Below are 15,224 nucleotides of genomic sequence, written 5' to 3' on the forward strand. Positions count from 1 at the left end.
GTATTAATTAGCCTTTAGACGATTTTCTAAGAAAGGCACTAGCTCTTCATGTGCATGACGTAATAGTGCCTCAGTTGAATCCCAATTGATACATGCGTCAGTGATAGATACACCGTATTTCATCTCTTCAAGAGCTAAGTCAGAAGATTGATTTCCTTCATTGATATGGCTTTCAATCATAAGACCGATAATAGATTTATTGCCTTCACGGATTTGATGAATCACATCCTCCGCGACTAATGGCTGGCGACGGTAATCTTTACGTGAGTTGGCGTGACTGCAATCCACCATTAATGAAGCATCAAGACCAGATTTCGCCATCTCTTGCTCACACTCAGTGACTGATACCGAATCGTAGTTAGTTTGCTTGCCGCCACGTAAGATCACATGTCCATTAGCATTGCCCTGGGTGGTTAACAGTGCGACTTGTCCCTCACGGTTAATTCCCATAAAACGGTGGCTAGAGGACGCAGCTTGCATCGCGTTAATTGCGGTTGCCAAACTGCCATCGGTGCCATTCTTAAAACCGATTGGCATAGACAGGCCGCTTGCCATTTCACGGTGAGTTTGTGACTCCGTCGTACGAGCACCGATGGCTGCCCAGCTAAAAGTATCCGCCAAGTATTGTGGGCTAATTGGGTCTAGAGCCTCAGTCGCGAGCGGGATTTCCATCTCTGCCAGCTCCACCAGAAGTTCGCGTCCAACATGCAGACCGTGTTCAATATCGAAACTGCCGTCTAGGTGTGGATCATTGATCAGGCCTTTCCAGCCGACCGTGGTGCGCGGCTTCTCAAAGTAAACACGCATAACAATATACAGTTGGTCACTTAGTTGTTCAGAGAGTGCTTTAAGTCGCTTTGCGTAATCCTTCGCCGCTTCCACGTCGTGGATAGAACATGGACCGCATACAACAAGCAGGCGGTGATCCTTCTTGTGAATAATATTAGCGATAGTTTGACGAGACTCTTGAATAAAGCGACGTGCTTTTTCACTCAAAGGAAGCTTGGTTTTTAGTTCCTCCGGAGTAATAAGAACCTGTTCTTCGATAATATTAATATTGCTCAACTCACTTTTCTGCATAACTCTAACCTGTATATTTATTTTTACACCCAACCAAACCCTTGGTGAGACAACTAAGCTTTAACGACAAGATAACAGGCTAAAAAAGAAAAACAAGCGTACAGAATAAAAAACATTTAGTGTAAATTAAAGTTTACAGTTAAATAAAAAGCCAAAGCATAATTAACTTTGGCTTCTAATCGCTGTTTTGAATCTTTTACAAGAGGTTTAGCTAGTCAAGCGTTTCATCGCTTCACTCGCCGCTTTCCACTCTTGAGATAGCTTAAGTTCGCTTGGAGAAAATGACTGTTTTTTTAGTAATCCATCCGCGAGTGGCACGGTTGAAACCGGTAAGTTGTCTAATACCTCAACGTGCGCTTCTCGTTTATTACACATTAACAACATATCGCAACCAGCTCTCAATGCTTGAGCACCTCGCTCGGCTGGGCTGCCCATAATCGCAGCGCCTTCCATGGTCAAGTCATCCGAAAAAACCAAACCTTTAAAACCCAATTGCTGACGCAGGACCTGTTTTAACCAGTATTCAGAACCGCTGGCTGGTTGAGCATCATAATGTGGGAAAATCACGTGAGCAGGCATCATGGCATCTAAAATACCGGCATCAATTTGCGCTTTGAAGATCGCCATATCTTGTTCAAAAATATCACTGCGCTCGTCGTATGGTGTTTCTAGATGTGAGTCTGCAATCACGCCACCATGTCCAGGGAAGTGCTTGCCTGTCGTTGCCATGCCAACACTCTTCATTCCTTGCATATAAGCAGTGCTATAGCGAAGAATGGTATCGGCATCTTCACCGAATGCACGGTTACCGATCGCTTTACATTGATGGCCTTGGTCAAGTACCGGGGCAAAGCTTAAATCAATATCATGGGCAATCAGCTCTGCTGCCATTAACCAACCGCCCATACGAGCAAGCTCTTCACCATTTTGATGTTTAGCGTACTCATCAGCAGCAGGAATTAATGAGAAACCTTCACGAAAGCGCTGCACTCGGCCGCCTTCTTGATCCACACCGATCAAAAACGGGCGCTTAGCCGCCTTTCGGATGGATTGAGTAAGTGCTTGAAGCTGTTCGCTATCATGATAGTTGCGAGCAAATAGAATTAAGCCACCAACCGTAGGATGCTCCAAGATTTCTTTGTCTTCAGCGGTCAGTTCATACCCCGCAACGTCAACCCATAACGGTCCCATGTTTTCTCCTCAAAATCGGCTGAATATCTCGTATTCGATGAGGTTATTCGCTTCAGATTTGCTTTACAATAAGTGAATGAAGAATTGACGAGATCGGCTATGAAATTTAACGAACTGTACATTGGTGTGATGTCTGGAACGAGTATGGATGGCGTTGATACCGCTCTAGTTGAAATAAGCGATGAGCATGTTCGCCTGATTGCGCACGACGACTACCCAATGCCCGAAGCGCTAAAAGACATGCTGTTATCTGTTTGTACCGGTCAAGCAACAAATTTAAAAGCCATAGGTGAACTTGACCACCAGCTCGGCCACCTATTTGCAGATGCTGTGTTACAGCTGCTCAATAAGTCTGGTTACGTCGCAGAGCAAATTCGTGCGATTGGTAATCACGGTCAAACAGTGTTCCATCAGCCTACCGGAAACTTGCCGTTTACCACTCAATTGGGCGATGCAAACATTATCGCGGTCAAAACAGGCATTGATACGGTAGCGGATTTTCGTCGTAAAGACATGGCGCTAGGTGGACAAGGTGCCCCACTCGTCCCTGCTTTCCATAAAAGCATTTTTGCGATGCAGGATTCCACAACTGTGGTACTTAACATTGGAGGCATTGCCAATATCTCGGTACTGCATCCAGAACAACCAGTCATTGGCTATGACACAGGCCCGGGCAATATGTTGATGGACGCATGGTGTGCGCTGCATACTGGGCAAAGCTTCGACGAAGATGCACAATTTGCACTTAAAGGAACGGTAAACGCTACTTTGTTGATTCAATTACTCAAAGAAGCTTACCTCGCCATGCCTGCCCCTAAAAGTACCGGGCGAGAACTGTTCAATATTGACTGGCTGCATCAACAACTGGCCCATCACAATTTACCAATCGAAGACGTACAACGTACACTTTGCGAGTATTCTGCAATTACCATTGCCAACGAAGTCGACAAGTTTTCTCATGGCAGCACGCCTCAACTATTGGTCTGTGGCGGTGGAGCAAGAAACCCACTTTTAATGCAGCGACTAGCTAAGTTATTGCCACAATGGAGCGTTGCGACAACGGCAGAAAAAGGTGTTGATGGCGACTACATGGAAGCAATGGCGTTTGCTTGGCTTGCGCAGCGCCATATTCACGGCCTCCCTAGCAACTTACCGGAAGTTACGGGGGCAAGTCGTCTCGCTTCACTGGGTGTACTCTATTCAAAAAATTAAGGGCAATAGATCCTAAACAAAAAGGCTTAATTCATTATGACGAACGATGCACTTATCGCAGCTTTATCCCATCTGGTATCTGAAGGGCGAAACCCAGACACCATGGACATCGACTTGCTGCCTTCTCTCGATATTGTTCAACGCATCAACCAACAGGACAAACTCGTTCCTCTTGCCGTTGAAAAAGTGTTGCCTGAGATCGCTGAAGCCGTTGATAAGATCACGGAAGCATTTAAGGTCGGAGGTCGGTTGTTTTACATCGGTGCGGGTACCAGTGGTCGACTTGGCGTTTTGGACGCTTCAGAATGCCCACCAACTTTTGGCACAGATCCAGAGATGGTCGTTGGTATTATTGCCGGTGGAAAAGAGGCAATGTTCCGTGCAAAAGAAGGGGCGGAGGACGACCCAGCATTGGGCGAGCAAGATCTTAAAGAGAATACGCTAACACAACGCGATGTCGTCGTTGGTATTGCGGCAAGTGGACGAACACCTTACGTGATTGGTGGCTTAGAGTATGCGAACGAGCTTGGTGCCACCACTGTAGCACTATCTTGTAACCCTGACTCTCCGATTGCAGATATTGCTGATATTGCGATTAGCCCCGTTGTTGGACCTGAAGCGTTAACGGGATCCACTCGCTTAAAATCAGGGACAGCACAAAAACTCGTACTGAACATGCTCACTACCGCAAGCATGATTCGCCTGGGCAAAAGTTATCAGAACTTAATGGTAGATGTGAAAGCGACGAATGCAAAGCTAGTTGCAAGAGCGGCTCGTATTGTTATGCAAGCAACAGATTGTACTAACCAAGAGGCTAAAACGGCGCTCAAAGAAACTGACTACGACGCCAAGTTAGCGATTTTGATGATTTTAACCGGGCTGGATAAAGAAAGCGCAACTGAGCAACTGAACGCCAAGCAAGGATATTTAAGAAAAGTCGTGATCGAGCAAACTAATCAATCTTAATCAATAAAGCGCCTCACTTATTTAAAAGTCAGGCGCCTTTTATGGCTTAATTTAGTAGTTCAATCGTTCAATGTGAGTAATACCGACTTTACCTTCAAGGTCACTGAACATATGAACCATTGCTGGGTATGGTTGTGCTCCAGGGTAGACAACTTCTGCATTACAGAAAAACGCATAGTTTTGTCCGGCTACGACTTGAGTAGCCACAACCAAAGGGGAGTATTTGACACCGACAAACCCCTCGATACCTTTAGCAAATACTTCTTTATTCTCTGCTGTGAGTTCATGAAATGGACTCCAGCCTCCAGCCATTTGCGTTGACATAATGTGATTCCTTTTTTCTGTGCTCACTATCAAGCAATATGAACATAGTTTAATAAGGAAGACTTTGCCACATTTATGTGATGCAGACAGTGTAACAACGGCTTTATTGACTATTAATTTGAGTATTCATTCCAACCACGTTGCCATTCCATGCGGAATTTTTGCGCTTGCTCAGTACCTTCACAAACCCCTTCGTAATACTGACCAGATAACCCCATTTGATACGCAAAAGCAGGATTACAGTACTCACGTAAACCTTCTAAATAACCTTGGTCGTAGTCACTTTGCTTAACACTACCCAATTCACGAAGCTCGCTCATCGTGCGCGATGTGTGTCCGGTTATGCCATCTTGATATCCGATCTGATGCCAATCTCCCGACTTGGCAAGATCTGCTGTCGTTGCTGTGCATCCTGCAAGTAAAGCCAGTGCCAGACCTACCGTTACCTTTTTCATGGTTCTTCCTTAAGTAATTGTTTTCAAAAATAAGCTTACCACTAATTATTGGCGCTTGCCGCTGAGCTTGCAGATTTAACCACTGATGACTCAAATCAGCCGCTCAAGACTGTCATCAACCTTTCGCCATTTTTAAAAACCGCTCAAGCAGCATATCGACCACTCAGTGCTCTATTCGACCACTCATCTACTAACCGAATGCATTTAACACAAGTGACGCATAACATGCATCCTGAGATTAAAAAATTACCCTACCCAACTAAGACCAAGGACAATTGCTATGATGTGGTTTCTAACCTGTGTCGCAGCCCTAATCGGCGGATACTTCATCTACGGCGCTTTCGTCGAGAAGATTTTCGGCATCAATGAAAAACGCCAAACGCCAGCTCACACCAAATCGGACGGTGTTGACTTCGTTCCAATGTCAACAAAGAAAGTTTACCTAGTACAACTACTTAACATCGCAGGTGTTGGTCCAATTTTTGGCCCGATCATGGGGGCACTATACGGTCCTGCGGCGATGCTTTGGATTGTAGTCGGTTGTATTTTTGCTGGTGCAGTACACGATTACTTCTCAGGCATGCTTTCAGTGCGTAACGGCGGTGCATCTGTACCTACCATTACAGGTCGCTACCTAGGTAATGGCGCAAAACACTTTATGAATATTTTTGCCATTGTCCTATTGCTTCTAGTTGGCGTAGTGTTCGTTTCAGCCCCTGCTGGCATGATTACTAACCTCATCAATGATCAAACAAGCTTGAGCGTAAGCATGACTACAATGGTTATTGCTATTTTTGCTTACTACATCATTGCGACGATTGTTCCTGTCGATAAAATCATTGGTCGTTTCTACCCACTGTTTGGCGCCCTACTTATCTTTATGTCTGTTGGTCTAATGACAGCCGTTGCTTTCTCTAGCGAACACACAGTAATGGGTGACTTCCAAGTTTCGGACATGTTCTCTAACCTCAACCCAAATGACATGCCGTTATGGCCTGCATTGTTCATCACTATCGCATGTGGCGCTATCTCTGGCTTCCACGCAACTCAGTCTCCACTGATGGCGCGTTGTATGGAAAATGAGAAAAACGGTCGCTTCGTATTCTACGGTGCAATGATTGGTGAAGGTGTTATCGCGCTAATTTGGTGTGCTATCGCTCTGTCTTTCTTCGGCTCTCTAGACGCTCTATCAGAAGCTGTGAAAAACGGTGGCCCTGGTAACGTGGTATACAGCGCATCATTTGGTCTGCTAGGTGTGTTCGGTGGTATCCTTGCGTTCCTGGGTGTGGTTATCCTACCAATTACGTCTGGCGATACAGCGTTCCGTTCAAGCCGCTTGATCCTTGCTGAATACTTCAACATGGAACAAAAAACGCTACGTAACCGTCTACTGATGGCACTTCCACTGTTCGTTATCGGCGGTATCTTAACTCAAGTAGACTTCGGCATTATCTGGCGCTACTTCGGTTTTGCAAACCAAACAACAGCGGTAATGATGCTTTGGACTGCGTCCGCTTACCTACTGCGTCACAACAAGCTGCACTGGATTACCACTATCCCAGCTATCTTCATGACCACGGTATGTGTCACGTTCATCTTAAACAACAGCTCGCTAGGTTTTGGTCTGCCAATGCAACTATCAACTATCGTAGGTATTGTGTTTGCCCTAGCTGTGACAGGTTACGTTATCAAAACCTCTAAGGGTAAAGGTGAAACTGAACTGGCTGACGAAGAGAAACCACAAGCCGTATCAGAAACAGCGTAATACTCGTCACATCTGAGTGACTAAGATAGGAGCCTGCCAATTGCAGGCTCTTTTTGTTTTATACCCAAGTCACTTTAAGGTTCAGAAAGCACAGCGCAGCATCATTTACTTAGCTGTTCTTATCTATCTGAGCCAAGCATCTTGAGGTTACTTAGGTATACAATAACAACATTGATTCTAGGTTAGGTTCACTATGGAACTGGTCATCTCCCTTTTACAACAGATGTGTGTGTACTTAGTTTTGGCTTACATGCTAAGTAAAACGCCAATCATCTTACCTTTGCTGAGTATTTCTTCGCGCTTAAGCCACCGCCTAATTTGTTACGTACTCTTCTCTGGCTTTTGTATTCTCGGCACCTATTTCGGTCTGCACATCAACGATGCTATTGCCAATACTCGTGCGATCGGCGCAGTTATGGGCGGGCTGTTTGGTGGACCTGTTGTAGGTTTCGCCGTCGGATTTACTGGTGGCATCCATCGATACTCTCTTGGTGGCTTTACTGACCTAGCCTGCGCAATTTCAACCACCGCCGAGGGCGTAATTGGTGGCTTGCTCCACGTTTACCTTATCAAGCGAAATAAAGGCGCATTGCTGTTTAATCCAAGCGTCGTATTCAGCGTCACGTTTGTTGCAGAAGTGGTGCAAATGATTTTGCTGCTCGCCGTCGCGAAACCTTTTGATCAAGCCTATGAACTGGTGTCCGCTATTGCAGCGCCTATGATCATCGCGAACTCATTTGGTGCGGCGTTGTTCATGAGTATCCTGCAAGACAGAAAAGCAATCTTTGAAAAGTTTTCTGCGACGTTTTCGCGTCGAGCGCTCACCATTGCTGATCGCTCAGTGGGAATTCTAAGCAACGGCTTCAACACCGAAAACGCAGAGAAAATCGCACGTATTATTTACGAAGAAACCAAAGTGGGCGCTGTCGCGATTACTGACCAAGAAAAGATCTTGGCGTTTGTGGGCATTGGCGATGATCACCATAAACCAAACACGCCGATTTCATCGCAAAGCACATTAGACTCCATGGAGAAAAACGACATCATTTATCTTGATGGTGCGGAGCGTCCATACCAATGCTCCATTGCAAAAGATTGCAAGCTCGGATCTGCGCTGATCATCCCACTGCGTGCAGGGAAAGAGGTCATTGGTACCATAAAGCTGTATGAACCGAAGCGTAAATTGTTCTCGACGGCCAACATGTCGATGGCGGAAGGAATAGCCCAACTTCTATCTAGCCAAATCCTTTATGGCGATTACCAACAACAACAAGCCTTACTCGCCCAAGCAGAAATCAAATTGCTTCACGCTCAGGTGAATCCACACTTTTTGTTTAATGCTCTCAATACTATTAGTGCGATTACTCGTCGTGACCCTGACAAAGCGCGCGAGCTAATCCAAAATCTATCGCACTTCTTCCGCAGCAATTTAAAGCAGAACATTAATACCGTGACGCTAAAGGAAGAGCTTGCACATGTGAACTCGTACTTGAGCATCGAAAAAGCGCGTTTTACGGACCGCTTAGAGGTTGAAATCGATATTCAACCTGAATTGCTGGACATCAAATTACCAAGCTTTACACTCCAGCCTTTGGTTGAGAATGCCATTAAGCATGGCATTTCAAACATGCTTGAAGGTGGTAAAGTTCATATCTACAGCGAAGCACACCCACAAGGTCACTTGATTACCGTCGAAGACAACGCAGGCAGTTTTGAACCGCCAAAAGAAAACCACTCAGGGCTAGGTTTAGAAATTGTCGACAAACGTCTCACTAATCAATTTGGACGTGATGCAGCGCTAAAAATTACGTGCGAGCCACATCAATTTACTAAAATGAGCTTTATCATTCCCCCAAAATCATAAAAGCACGCTGAAGCAATAAAGGTAATGTTGGATGTTAACCGCACTCGTCATTGATGATGAACAGTTTGCTCGTGAAGAGCTAGCAGAGTTACTGGATGAAACAGGCCAAGTTGAGGTCGTGGGCGATGCCTCAAACGCAATCCTTGGCCTAAAAAAAATCAATGAACTCAAGCCTGATGTGGTGTTTCTCGATATCCAAATGCCTCAAGTCACGGGGATTGAATTACTTGGGATGCTTGATCCAGAAACCATGCCTTATGTGGTTTTTGTCACGGCTTATGATCAGTATGCGATTCAAGCATTTGAAGACAATGCCTTTGATTACTTGCTCAAACCTGTCGACCCATGCCGGTTAACTAAAACGGTCAAACGACTAAACAAAGTCATTAGCCAATCCGCCCTAACGCAACAACTGTCTGCTATTACACCTGACACGTTGGATCAGATACCGTGCATCGGACACAACCGCATCGTTATCATGGCCACCGACACGGTGGAATGTGCTTACAGTGATATCAGCGGCGTACATGTACGCTCCACCAGCCAAACCGCGAGCACCCAACTGACATTAAAAACGTTGGAAGAGAAAACCCCTCTAGTCCGCTGCCATCGTCAATACTTAGTCAGTATTAAAGCGATTAGCGAAATCAAGTTACTGGAAAATGGGTTAGCGGAAATCATCACCAAAACAGGCTTTGAGATACCAGTAAGCCGCCGCTACTTAAAGGTGCTCAAAGAGATGCTCGGCATTAGCCACTAACACAAAAACTTCACACATCATCGCTGAGTTTCCGCTAGCGTATAAATAGGACGCTCTGAAAAGACGAGGCGATGATGTATAAAGTTTTATTCATATGTAAGCACAACGCTGGACGAAGCGTCCTCGCGGAGTCAATCGCAACCAATATCCTGCCAGCAGATTTTAGTGTCACCAGTGGAGGCTCACATCCCACAGGCAAGGTGCACCCAGTGGTGCAAAAATATTTAGATGACCACCAACTCCCCATTCCGCATATCCACACGCATTCATGGGAGGAGCGAACTCAATTTCTTCCCGACATCGTTATTATTCTCTGTGATTCTTTACATCAAGAAACCGCTCCTCAGTCGCTTGCGGGGGGCGTTCGAGTAAACTGGCAAGTTGATGCTTTTCCGACCTATGGTTCTGATGAAGACATGTACGCACATTGCGAAAAGGTTGCTCAATCGCTTGAGCGAAGAATCACGAAGATGTCTGATATGATTATCGATGGTTTAGGAAAAGACCAAATTCGTGATTACCTAAATGAGTTAAGAGAGATGTAAAAAAGGCGACCCACAGGTCGCCTTTTGAATATTCGATAAATAGAGACTAATCCACTTGCTTGATTTGCAGTTCTTTAGGTACTTCAAAGAACATATTCTCTTCACGGCCAAGTACTTCATCAACCGCTTCGGCACCAACGAGTTCTTTGATTCGCTCTAGAATCTGATTAACGAGCTCTTCCGGAGCAGATGCTCCCGCAGTCACGCCGACCTTTGTTTTGCCTTCGAACCACTCAGGTTTGATATCTTCCGGACAGTCGGTTAAGTAGCCAGGTGTCCCTAACTTTTCAGCTAGCTCTTTAAGACGTGTAGAGTTTGATGAGTTTTTAGAACCCACCACAACCATCACATCTACGTCACCAGCTAATTCACGTACGGCATCTTGGCGGTTTTGTGTCGCATAACAGATATCGTCTTTACGTGGACCTTGGATATCTGGGAACACGCGGCGTAGCTCTTCGATAACATCGGCAGTTTCATCGACAGAAAGCGTCGTTTGGCTTACGTAATGAAGATCGGATGGATCTTTCACAATCGCCTTCAGTTTCTCAACATCGGCTGGAGTTTCAACCAAGTACATACCACCGGTTTCACTGGCGTATTGCCCCATCGTACCTTCGACTTCAGGGTGACCTGCGTGACCAATCAGAACCACTTCCATATTACGACGGCTCGCACGTGCCACTTCCATATGCACTTTGGTTACCAAAGGACACGTTGCGTCAAATACGGTCAAATCACGCTGCTTGGCTTCCTGACGAACTGCCTGCGATACACCATGAGCGGAGAAAATCACAATGTTGTTGTCTGGCACTTCGTGCAGTTCTTCAACGAAGATAGCACCACGCTGTTTGAGACCTTCAACCACAAAACGGTTATGCACCACTTCATGACGCACATAAATCGGTGGCTGATACATCTCTAGCGCACGCTCTACGATGCTAATCGCGCGGTCAACACCAGCACAGAAACCACGTGGGTTAGCTAACAGGATTTTCATTTCATTGCTCATGGAAGTTATCTTTTATTTGGTTCGCTATTCTACTGACAAAATTTCAACTTCGAAAGTCACGTCTTGTCCCGCTAGAGGATGGTTGAAGTCCACAGTGACTGAATCGCCTGCAATCTCTGTAATAATGCCCGGGATTTCCATGCCATCAGGGCCACTGAAGGCCATGATTGTACCAACTTCCACTTCTGCATCACCTACAAATTTAGTGCGATCCATATAGTGAATATGATCAGGGTTTGGCATACCAAACGCGTCTTCTGCCTTTAGCTCAATCGCTTTTTGTGCGCCTGTTTCAAGGCCTATCAAGCACTGCTCAAAGTTTTCACTCAAGCTGCCATCACCCATAACAAATTTCGCTGGTTTACCCATGTTATGAGTACTATCTGCAACCGATCCGTCTTTCATTTTAATCGTAAAGTGAAGGGTTACTACCGATTCATTGGTTATTGTTGTCACGTTAATGCTTCCTTGTTCTTGGGTTATTACGCTGTCAGCTTGGTCTTTTTATACATTGATATGCTGATTGGCGCTCCAACATAATAAAAAGCGTCGCTCGAATCAACGGACGACGCTTAGGGTTATTCGATATACCGCAAAAGATTACTTGTCAGCGTCTTTTTTACGGAAGCCATCCAGAATAATCATTGCCGCACCAATACAGATCGCCATGTCAGCAAGGTTGAATGCTGGCCAGTGGTAGTTACCCCAGAAGAAGTCTAGGTAATCAACAACAAAGCCATGAACGACGCGGTCAAACACGTTGCCCACTGCACCACCAATAATCAGTGCATAAGCAATGTTGTTCCATTTTTCTTTTGCTGGAAGCTTACTCATCCAGTAGGTCAAAAGACCCGTAACAACAAACGCGATACCTGTAAATAACCAGCGCTGCCAACCAGCTTGATCGCTCAAGAAGCTGAAAGCGGCACCGTAGTTATGAACGTAAAGTAGGTTGAAGAATGGCAACACCTCAATTCGGTTTGCCCATCCGTAGCCCATGTTGTCCATCACCACCAATTTGATGCCAATATCTGCAATAAATACCAGAATTGCTAACCACAGCCAGCGAACTCCAGATTGCTTTAACGTCAGTGCTTTTTCACTCATTACTTTACCTACAAACAGCCCCAGTAAATACTGGGGCTGTTAATTTTAAAAAAAGTTCAGTCGTTCTAGGCAATTACGCGAATTTACGTACTTCACCTTCGCCGTCTACGTTAGACACACAACGACCACAGATCTTCTCGTGACCTTCGATTGTGCCTACGTCTGGCGTGTGGTGCCAACAACGGTCACACTTCTCGCCTTCAGCTGCTGCTACTTCAACAAACAAGCCTTCGATATCCGTCGCTTGTGCTGCATCCGTCTTCTCACCTAGAGGCTTAACTTTCGCAGCAGAGGTTAGTAGAACAAAGCGCAGTTCATCTTCAAGTTTGTTGATCTTCGCCGCTAGTGCGTCATCAGCAAATAGAGTCACTTCAGCTTGTAGTGCACCACCAATGGTTTTCTCTTTACGCGCATCTTCTAGAAGTTTGTTAACCGCACCACGAACCGCTTGGATCTCAGTCCAGAATTCGTTGTTCAGCTCTTCACCTTCAGCAAGACCGAATAGGCCGTCGAACCACTCACCAGTGAATACGAACTTGTCGCGTTGACCTGGCATTTCGTTCCAGATTTCATCTGCAGTGAACGACATGATTGGCGCCATCCAACGAACTAGCGCTTCTACGATGTAGTAAAGTGCAGTCTGACAGCTACGTTGAGCGTTGCCGCCACGTTTTGCTGTGTACTGACGGTCTTTAATTACGTCTAGGTAGAAAGAGCCCATTTCGATTGAGCAGAATTGCATTAGACGCTGAGTTACACCGTGTGTGTTGTACTCTTCGTATGCTTTAACGATCTCTTCTTGTGCTGCTAGTGCACGACCAACCGCCCAGCGATCTAGCGCAACCATCTCTTCAACAGGAACGATGTCTGTTTCAGGGTTGAAGCCGCTTAGGTTAGCAAGGAAGAAACGCGCTGTGTTACGGATACGACGGTACGCATCTGCACTACGTTTTAGAATTTCATCAGAAACCGCAACTTCACCAGTGTAGTCTGTAGAAGCAACCCATAGACGAAGAATGTCAGCACCTAGCTTGTTAGTTACGTCTTTTGGCGCAACCACGTTACCGATAGATTTAGACATCTTACGCCCCTGACCATCAACCACGAAACCATGTGTCAGTACTTGTTTGTAAGGCGCTTCGTCTTTCATCGCGATAGATGAAATTAGAGAAGACTGGAACCAACCACGGTGCTGGTCAGAACCTTCTAGGTATAGGTCTGCACTATTGCCGTTGTACTCTTCACGAGCATCAACAACTGAGAAGTGAGTGACACCAGAATCGAACCATACGTCTAGCGTATCTAGTACTTTTTCGTATTGGTCCGCGTCAGCACCTAGTAGTTCTGCTGAATCAACATCCCACCACGCTTGAATGCCTTTCTCTTCAACCAACAGAGCAACCTTCTCGATAAGCTCTAGTGTGTTTGGATGAAGTTCTGCTGTTTCTTTGTGAACGAACAGAGCAATTGGCACACCCCAAGTACGTTGACGAGAGATACACCACTCTGGACGACCTTCGATCATACCTTCGATGCGGCTTTGACCCCACTCAGGCATCCACTCAACATTCTTGATTGACTCTAGTGCTTTAGCACGTAGGCCAGCTTGGTCCATAGAAACGAACCATTGAGGTGTAGCACGGAAGATGATTGGAGTCTTATGACGCCAACAGTGTGGGTAGCTGTGCTCGTAAGCGTGGTGGTGTAGTAGTGCACCTTTTTCTTTTAGTACTTCTACTACTGCATCGTTCGCTTTAAATACGTGCTGACCAGCAAATAGCTCTGTATCTGGTAGGTAAACACCGTTTGAGCCAACTGGGTTTGCTACTTCTAGGTTGTACTTGTTACCAACCGCGAAGTCTTCTTGACCGTGACCAGGAGCAGTGTGAACAACACCAGTACCTGAATCAGTCGTAACGTGATCGCCAAGGATCGCCGGTACAGTGAAATCGTAGAATGGGTGTTGGAATTGAGAAAGCTCTAGGTCCGCACCTTTAGCAAAGCCAAGGTTGTGGAAGTGCTCGATACCCGCACGGTCCATTACGTCTTTCGCTAGCTCAGCAGCAACGATGATACGCTCAGCGTTGTCGCCTTCTGTTTGGATAAGCACGTACTCTAGATCATCACGTAGACATACTGCGCGGTTTGCAGGCAGTGTCCAAGGTGTTGTTGTCCAGATAACGATAGATACGTCACCGTGACCTTCATGACCTTCAGTCAGCTCAAATTTAGACAACAGTGCCGCTTCGTCAGCCGCTTTAAAACGAACGTCGATAGATGGCGATACTTTATCTTTGTATTCTACTTCCGCTTCAGCAAGAGCAGAACCACAGTCTGTACACCAGTGAACAGGTTTGAAACCTTTTAGCAGGTGACCATTGCTTGCGATCTTACCAAGAGCACGAATAATGTTCGCTTCAGTTGCGAAATCCATAGTGCGGTATGGCTTGTCCCACTCACCCATGATACCAAGGCGTTTGAAGCTCTCTTTCTGACCTTCAACCTGACCTGCTGCGTATTCACGACATTTCTCGCGGAATTCCGCTGCTGTCACTTTTTGGCCTGGCTTACCTACTTTCTTCTCTACCATTAATTCGATTGGTAGACCGTGGCAGTCCCAGCCTGGGATGTAAGGTGCGTCAAAACCTGAAAGTGTTTTGGATTTAATAATAATGTCTTTAAGAATCTTGTTTAGTGCGTGACCAATATGAATGTCACCATTTGCGTAAGGAGGGCCATCGTGCAATACGAATGACTTTTTGCCTTTCTTAGCTTTACGGATTTCACCGTAAAGATCTTCTTTGTACCAACGCTTAAGCATTTCTGGCTCACGATTGGCCAGGTTGCCGCGCATTGGAAACCCTGTTTCAGGTAAGTTCAGGGTATCTTTATACTCACTCATCGATTCTTAATTCCGTTATATTGGGCGAAAATTAGACATTA

The 15,224-nt window shown here is 45.8% G+C and carries 14 protein-coding genes; 6 read left to right on the plus strand and 8 right to left on the minus strand.

The window, feature by feature from the left end; translation table 11 throughout:
* Positions 1-3: 3 nt before the first annotated feature.
* Both UQW94_RS19955 and nagZ read right to left on the minus strand, forming a co-directional pair.
* Positions 4-1,080 carry a 3-deoxy-7-phosphoheptulonate synthase gene (locus UQW94_RS19955; protein ID WP_005381904.1) on the minus strand — a complete coding sequence of 359 codons (1,077 nt, stop codon included), beginning with the start codon at positions 1,078-1,080 and terminating at the stop codon, positions 4-6.
* 207 nt (positions 1,081-1,287) lie between these two features.
* Positions 1,288-2,271, minus strand: a complete 984-nt coding sequence (nagZ, locus tag UQW94_RS19960) for a beta-N-acetylhexosaminidase (RefSeq protein WP_005381905.1) — start codon at positions 2,269-2,271, stop codon at positions 1,288-1,290.
* Between the two features lie 99 nt (positions 2,272-2,370).
* Between nagZ and UQW94_RS19965 the strand changes: the two genes are divergently transcribed.
* Positions 2,371-3,483 (plus strand): anhydro-N-acetylmuramic acid kinase, encoded by a 1,113-nt coding sequence (locus UQW94_RS19965; protein WP_064353641.1) that lies wholly within the window; start codon positions 2,371-2,373, stop codon positions 3,481-3,483.
* A gap of 36 nt (positions 3,484-3,519) precedes the next feature.
* The gene (gene murQ / locus UQW94_RS19970; RefSeq protein ID WP_318072809.1) at positions 3,520-4,449 is read left to right on the plus strand and encodes an N-acetylmuramic acid 6-phosphate etherase; all 930 of its coding nucleotides are present in this window, start codon (positions 3,520-3,522) and stop codon (positions 4,447-4,449) included.
* Between the two features lie 51 nt (positions 4,450-4,500).
* On the opposite strand, the gene UQW94_RS19975 is transcribed toward murQ, so the two are convergent.
* Both UQW94_RS19975 and UQW94_RS19980 read right to left on the minus strand, forming a co-directional pair.
* Complete coding sequence (locus UQW94_RS19975) at positions 4,501-4,773, minus strand: hypothetical protein (RefSeq protein WP_005381911.1); 273 nt, start codon at positions 4,771-4,773, stop codon at positions 4,501-4,503.
* A 113-nt stretch (positions 4,774-4,886) separates the two neighbouring features.
* Positions 4,887-5,228, minus strand: coding sequence for a DUF2799 domain-containing protein (locus UQW94_RS19980; protein WP_005381912.1), 342 nt, complete (start codon positions 5,226-5,228; stop codon positions 4,887-4,889).
* Positions 5,229-5,508: 280 nt separating this feature from the next.
* On the opposite strand from UQW94_RS19980, the gene UQW94_RS19985 reads away from it, so the two are divergent.
* From UQW94_RS19985 to UQW94_RS20000, 4 genes are all read left to right on the plus strand, one after another.
* Complete coding sequence (locus UQW94_RS19985) at positions 5,509-6,993, plus strand: carbon starvation protein A (protein WP_005381914.1); 1,485 nt, start codon at positions 5,509-5,511, stop codon at positions 6,991-6,993.
* A 193-nt stretch (positions 6,994-7,186) separates the two neighbouring features.
* Positions 7,187-8,857: a sensor histidine kinase gene (locus tag UQW94_RS19990; RefSeq protein WP_005381915.1), complete on the plus strand. Its 1,671-nt coding sequence runs from the start codon at positions 7,187-7,189 to the stop codon at positions 8,855-8,857.
* Between the two features lie 31 nt (positions 8,858-8,888).
* Positions 8,889-9,617, plus strand: coding sequence for a two-component system response regulator BtsR (gene btsR, locus UQW94_RS19995; protein ID WP_005381917.1), 729 nt, complete (start codon positions 8,889-8,891; stop codon positions 9,615-9,617).
* Positions 9,618-9,688: 71 nt separating this feature from the next.
* Positions 9,689-10,162 (plus strand): low molecular weight phosphatase family protein, encoded by a 474-nt coding sequence (locus UQW94_RS20000; protein WP_318146762.1) that lies wholly within the window; start codon positions 9,689-9,691, stop codon positions 10,160-10,162.
* Between the two features lie 46 nt (positions 10,163-10,208).
* Here UQW94_RS20000 and ispH read toward each other — a convergent pair whose 3' ends face one another.
* The 4 genes from ispH to ileS all read right to left on the minus strand — a co-directional run bounded on the left by ispH (position 10,209) and on the right by ileS (position 15,183).
* Positions 10,209-11,174: a 4-hydroxy-3-methylbut-2-enyl diphosphate reductase gene (gene ispH / locus UQW94_RS20005; RefSeq protein ID WP_005381920.1), complete on the minus strand. Its 966-nt coding sequence runs from the start codon at positions 11,172-11,174 to the stop codon at positions 10,209-10,211.
* A 24-nt stretch (positions 11,175-11,198) separates the two neighbouring features.
* Positions 11,199-11,630, minus strand: coding sequence for an FKBP-type peptidyl-prolyl cis-trans isomerase (fkpB, locus tag UQW94_RS20010; protein ID WP_005381922.1), 432 nt, complete (start codon positions 11,628-11,630; stop codon positions 11,199-11,201).
* A gap of 144 nt (positions 11,631-11,774) precedes the next feature.
* Complete coding sequence (lspA, locus tag UQW94_RS20015) at positions 11,775-12,281, minus strand: signal peptidase II (protein ID WP_005385948.1); 507 nt, start codon at positions 12,279-12,281, stop codon at positions 11,775-11,777.
* A gap of 73 nt (positions 12,282-12,354) precedes the next feature.
* Positions 12,355-15,183 carry an isoleucine--tRNA ligase gene (ileS, locus tag UQW94_RS20020; protein WP_322142513.1) on the minus strand — a complete coding sequence of 943 codons (2,829 nt, stop codon included), beginning with the start codon at positions 15,181-15,183 and terminating at the stop codon, positions 12,355-12,357.
* Between the last annotated feature and the right edge of the window lie 41 nt (positions 15,184-15,224).

This window comes from Vibrio sp. PBL-C16 (genome assembly GCF_034321865.1).
GTDB classification, from domain to species: Bacteria; Pseudomonadota; Gammaproteobacteria; order Enterobacterales; family Vibrionaceae; genus Vibrio; species Vibrio alginolyticus.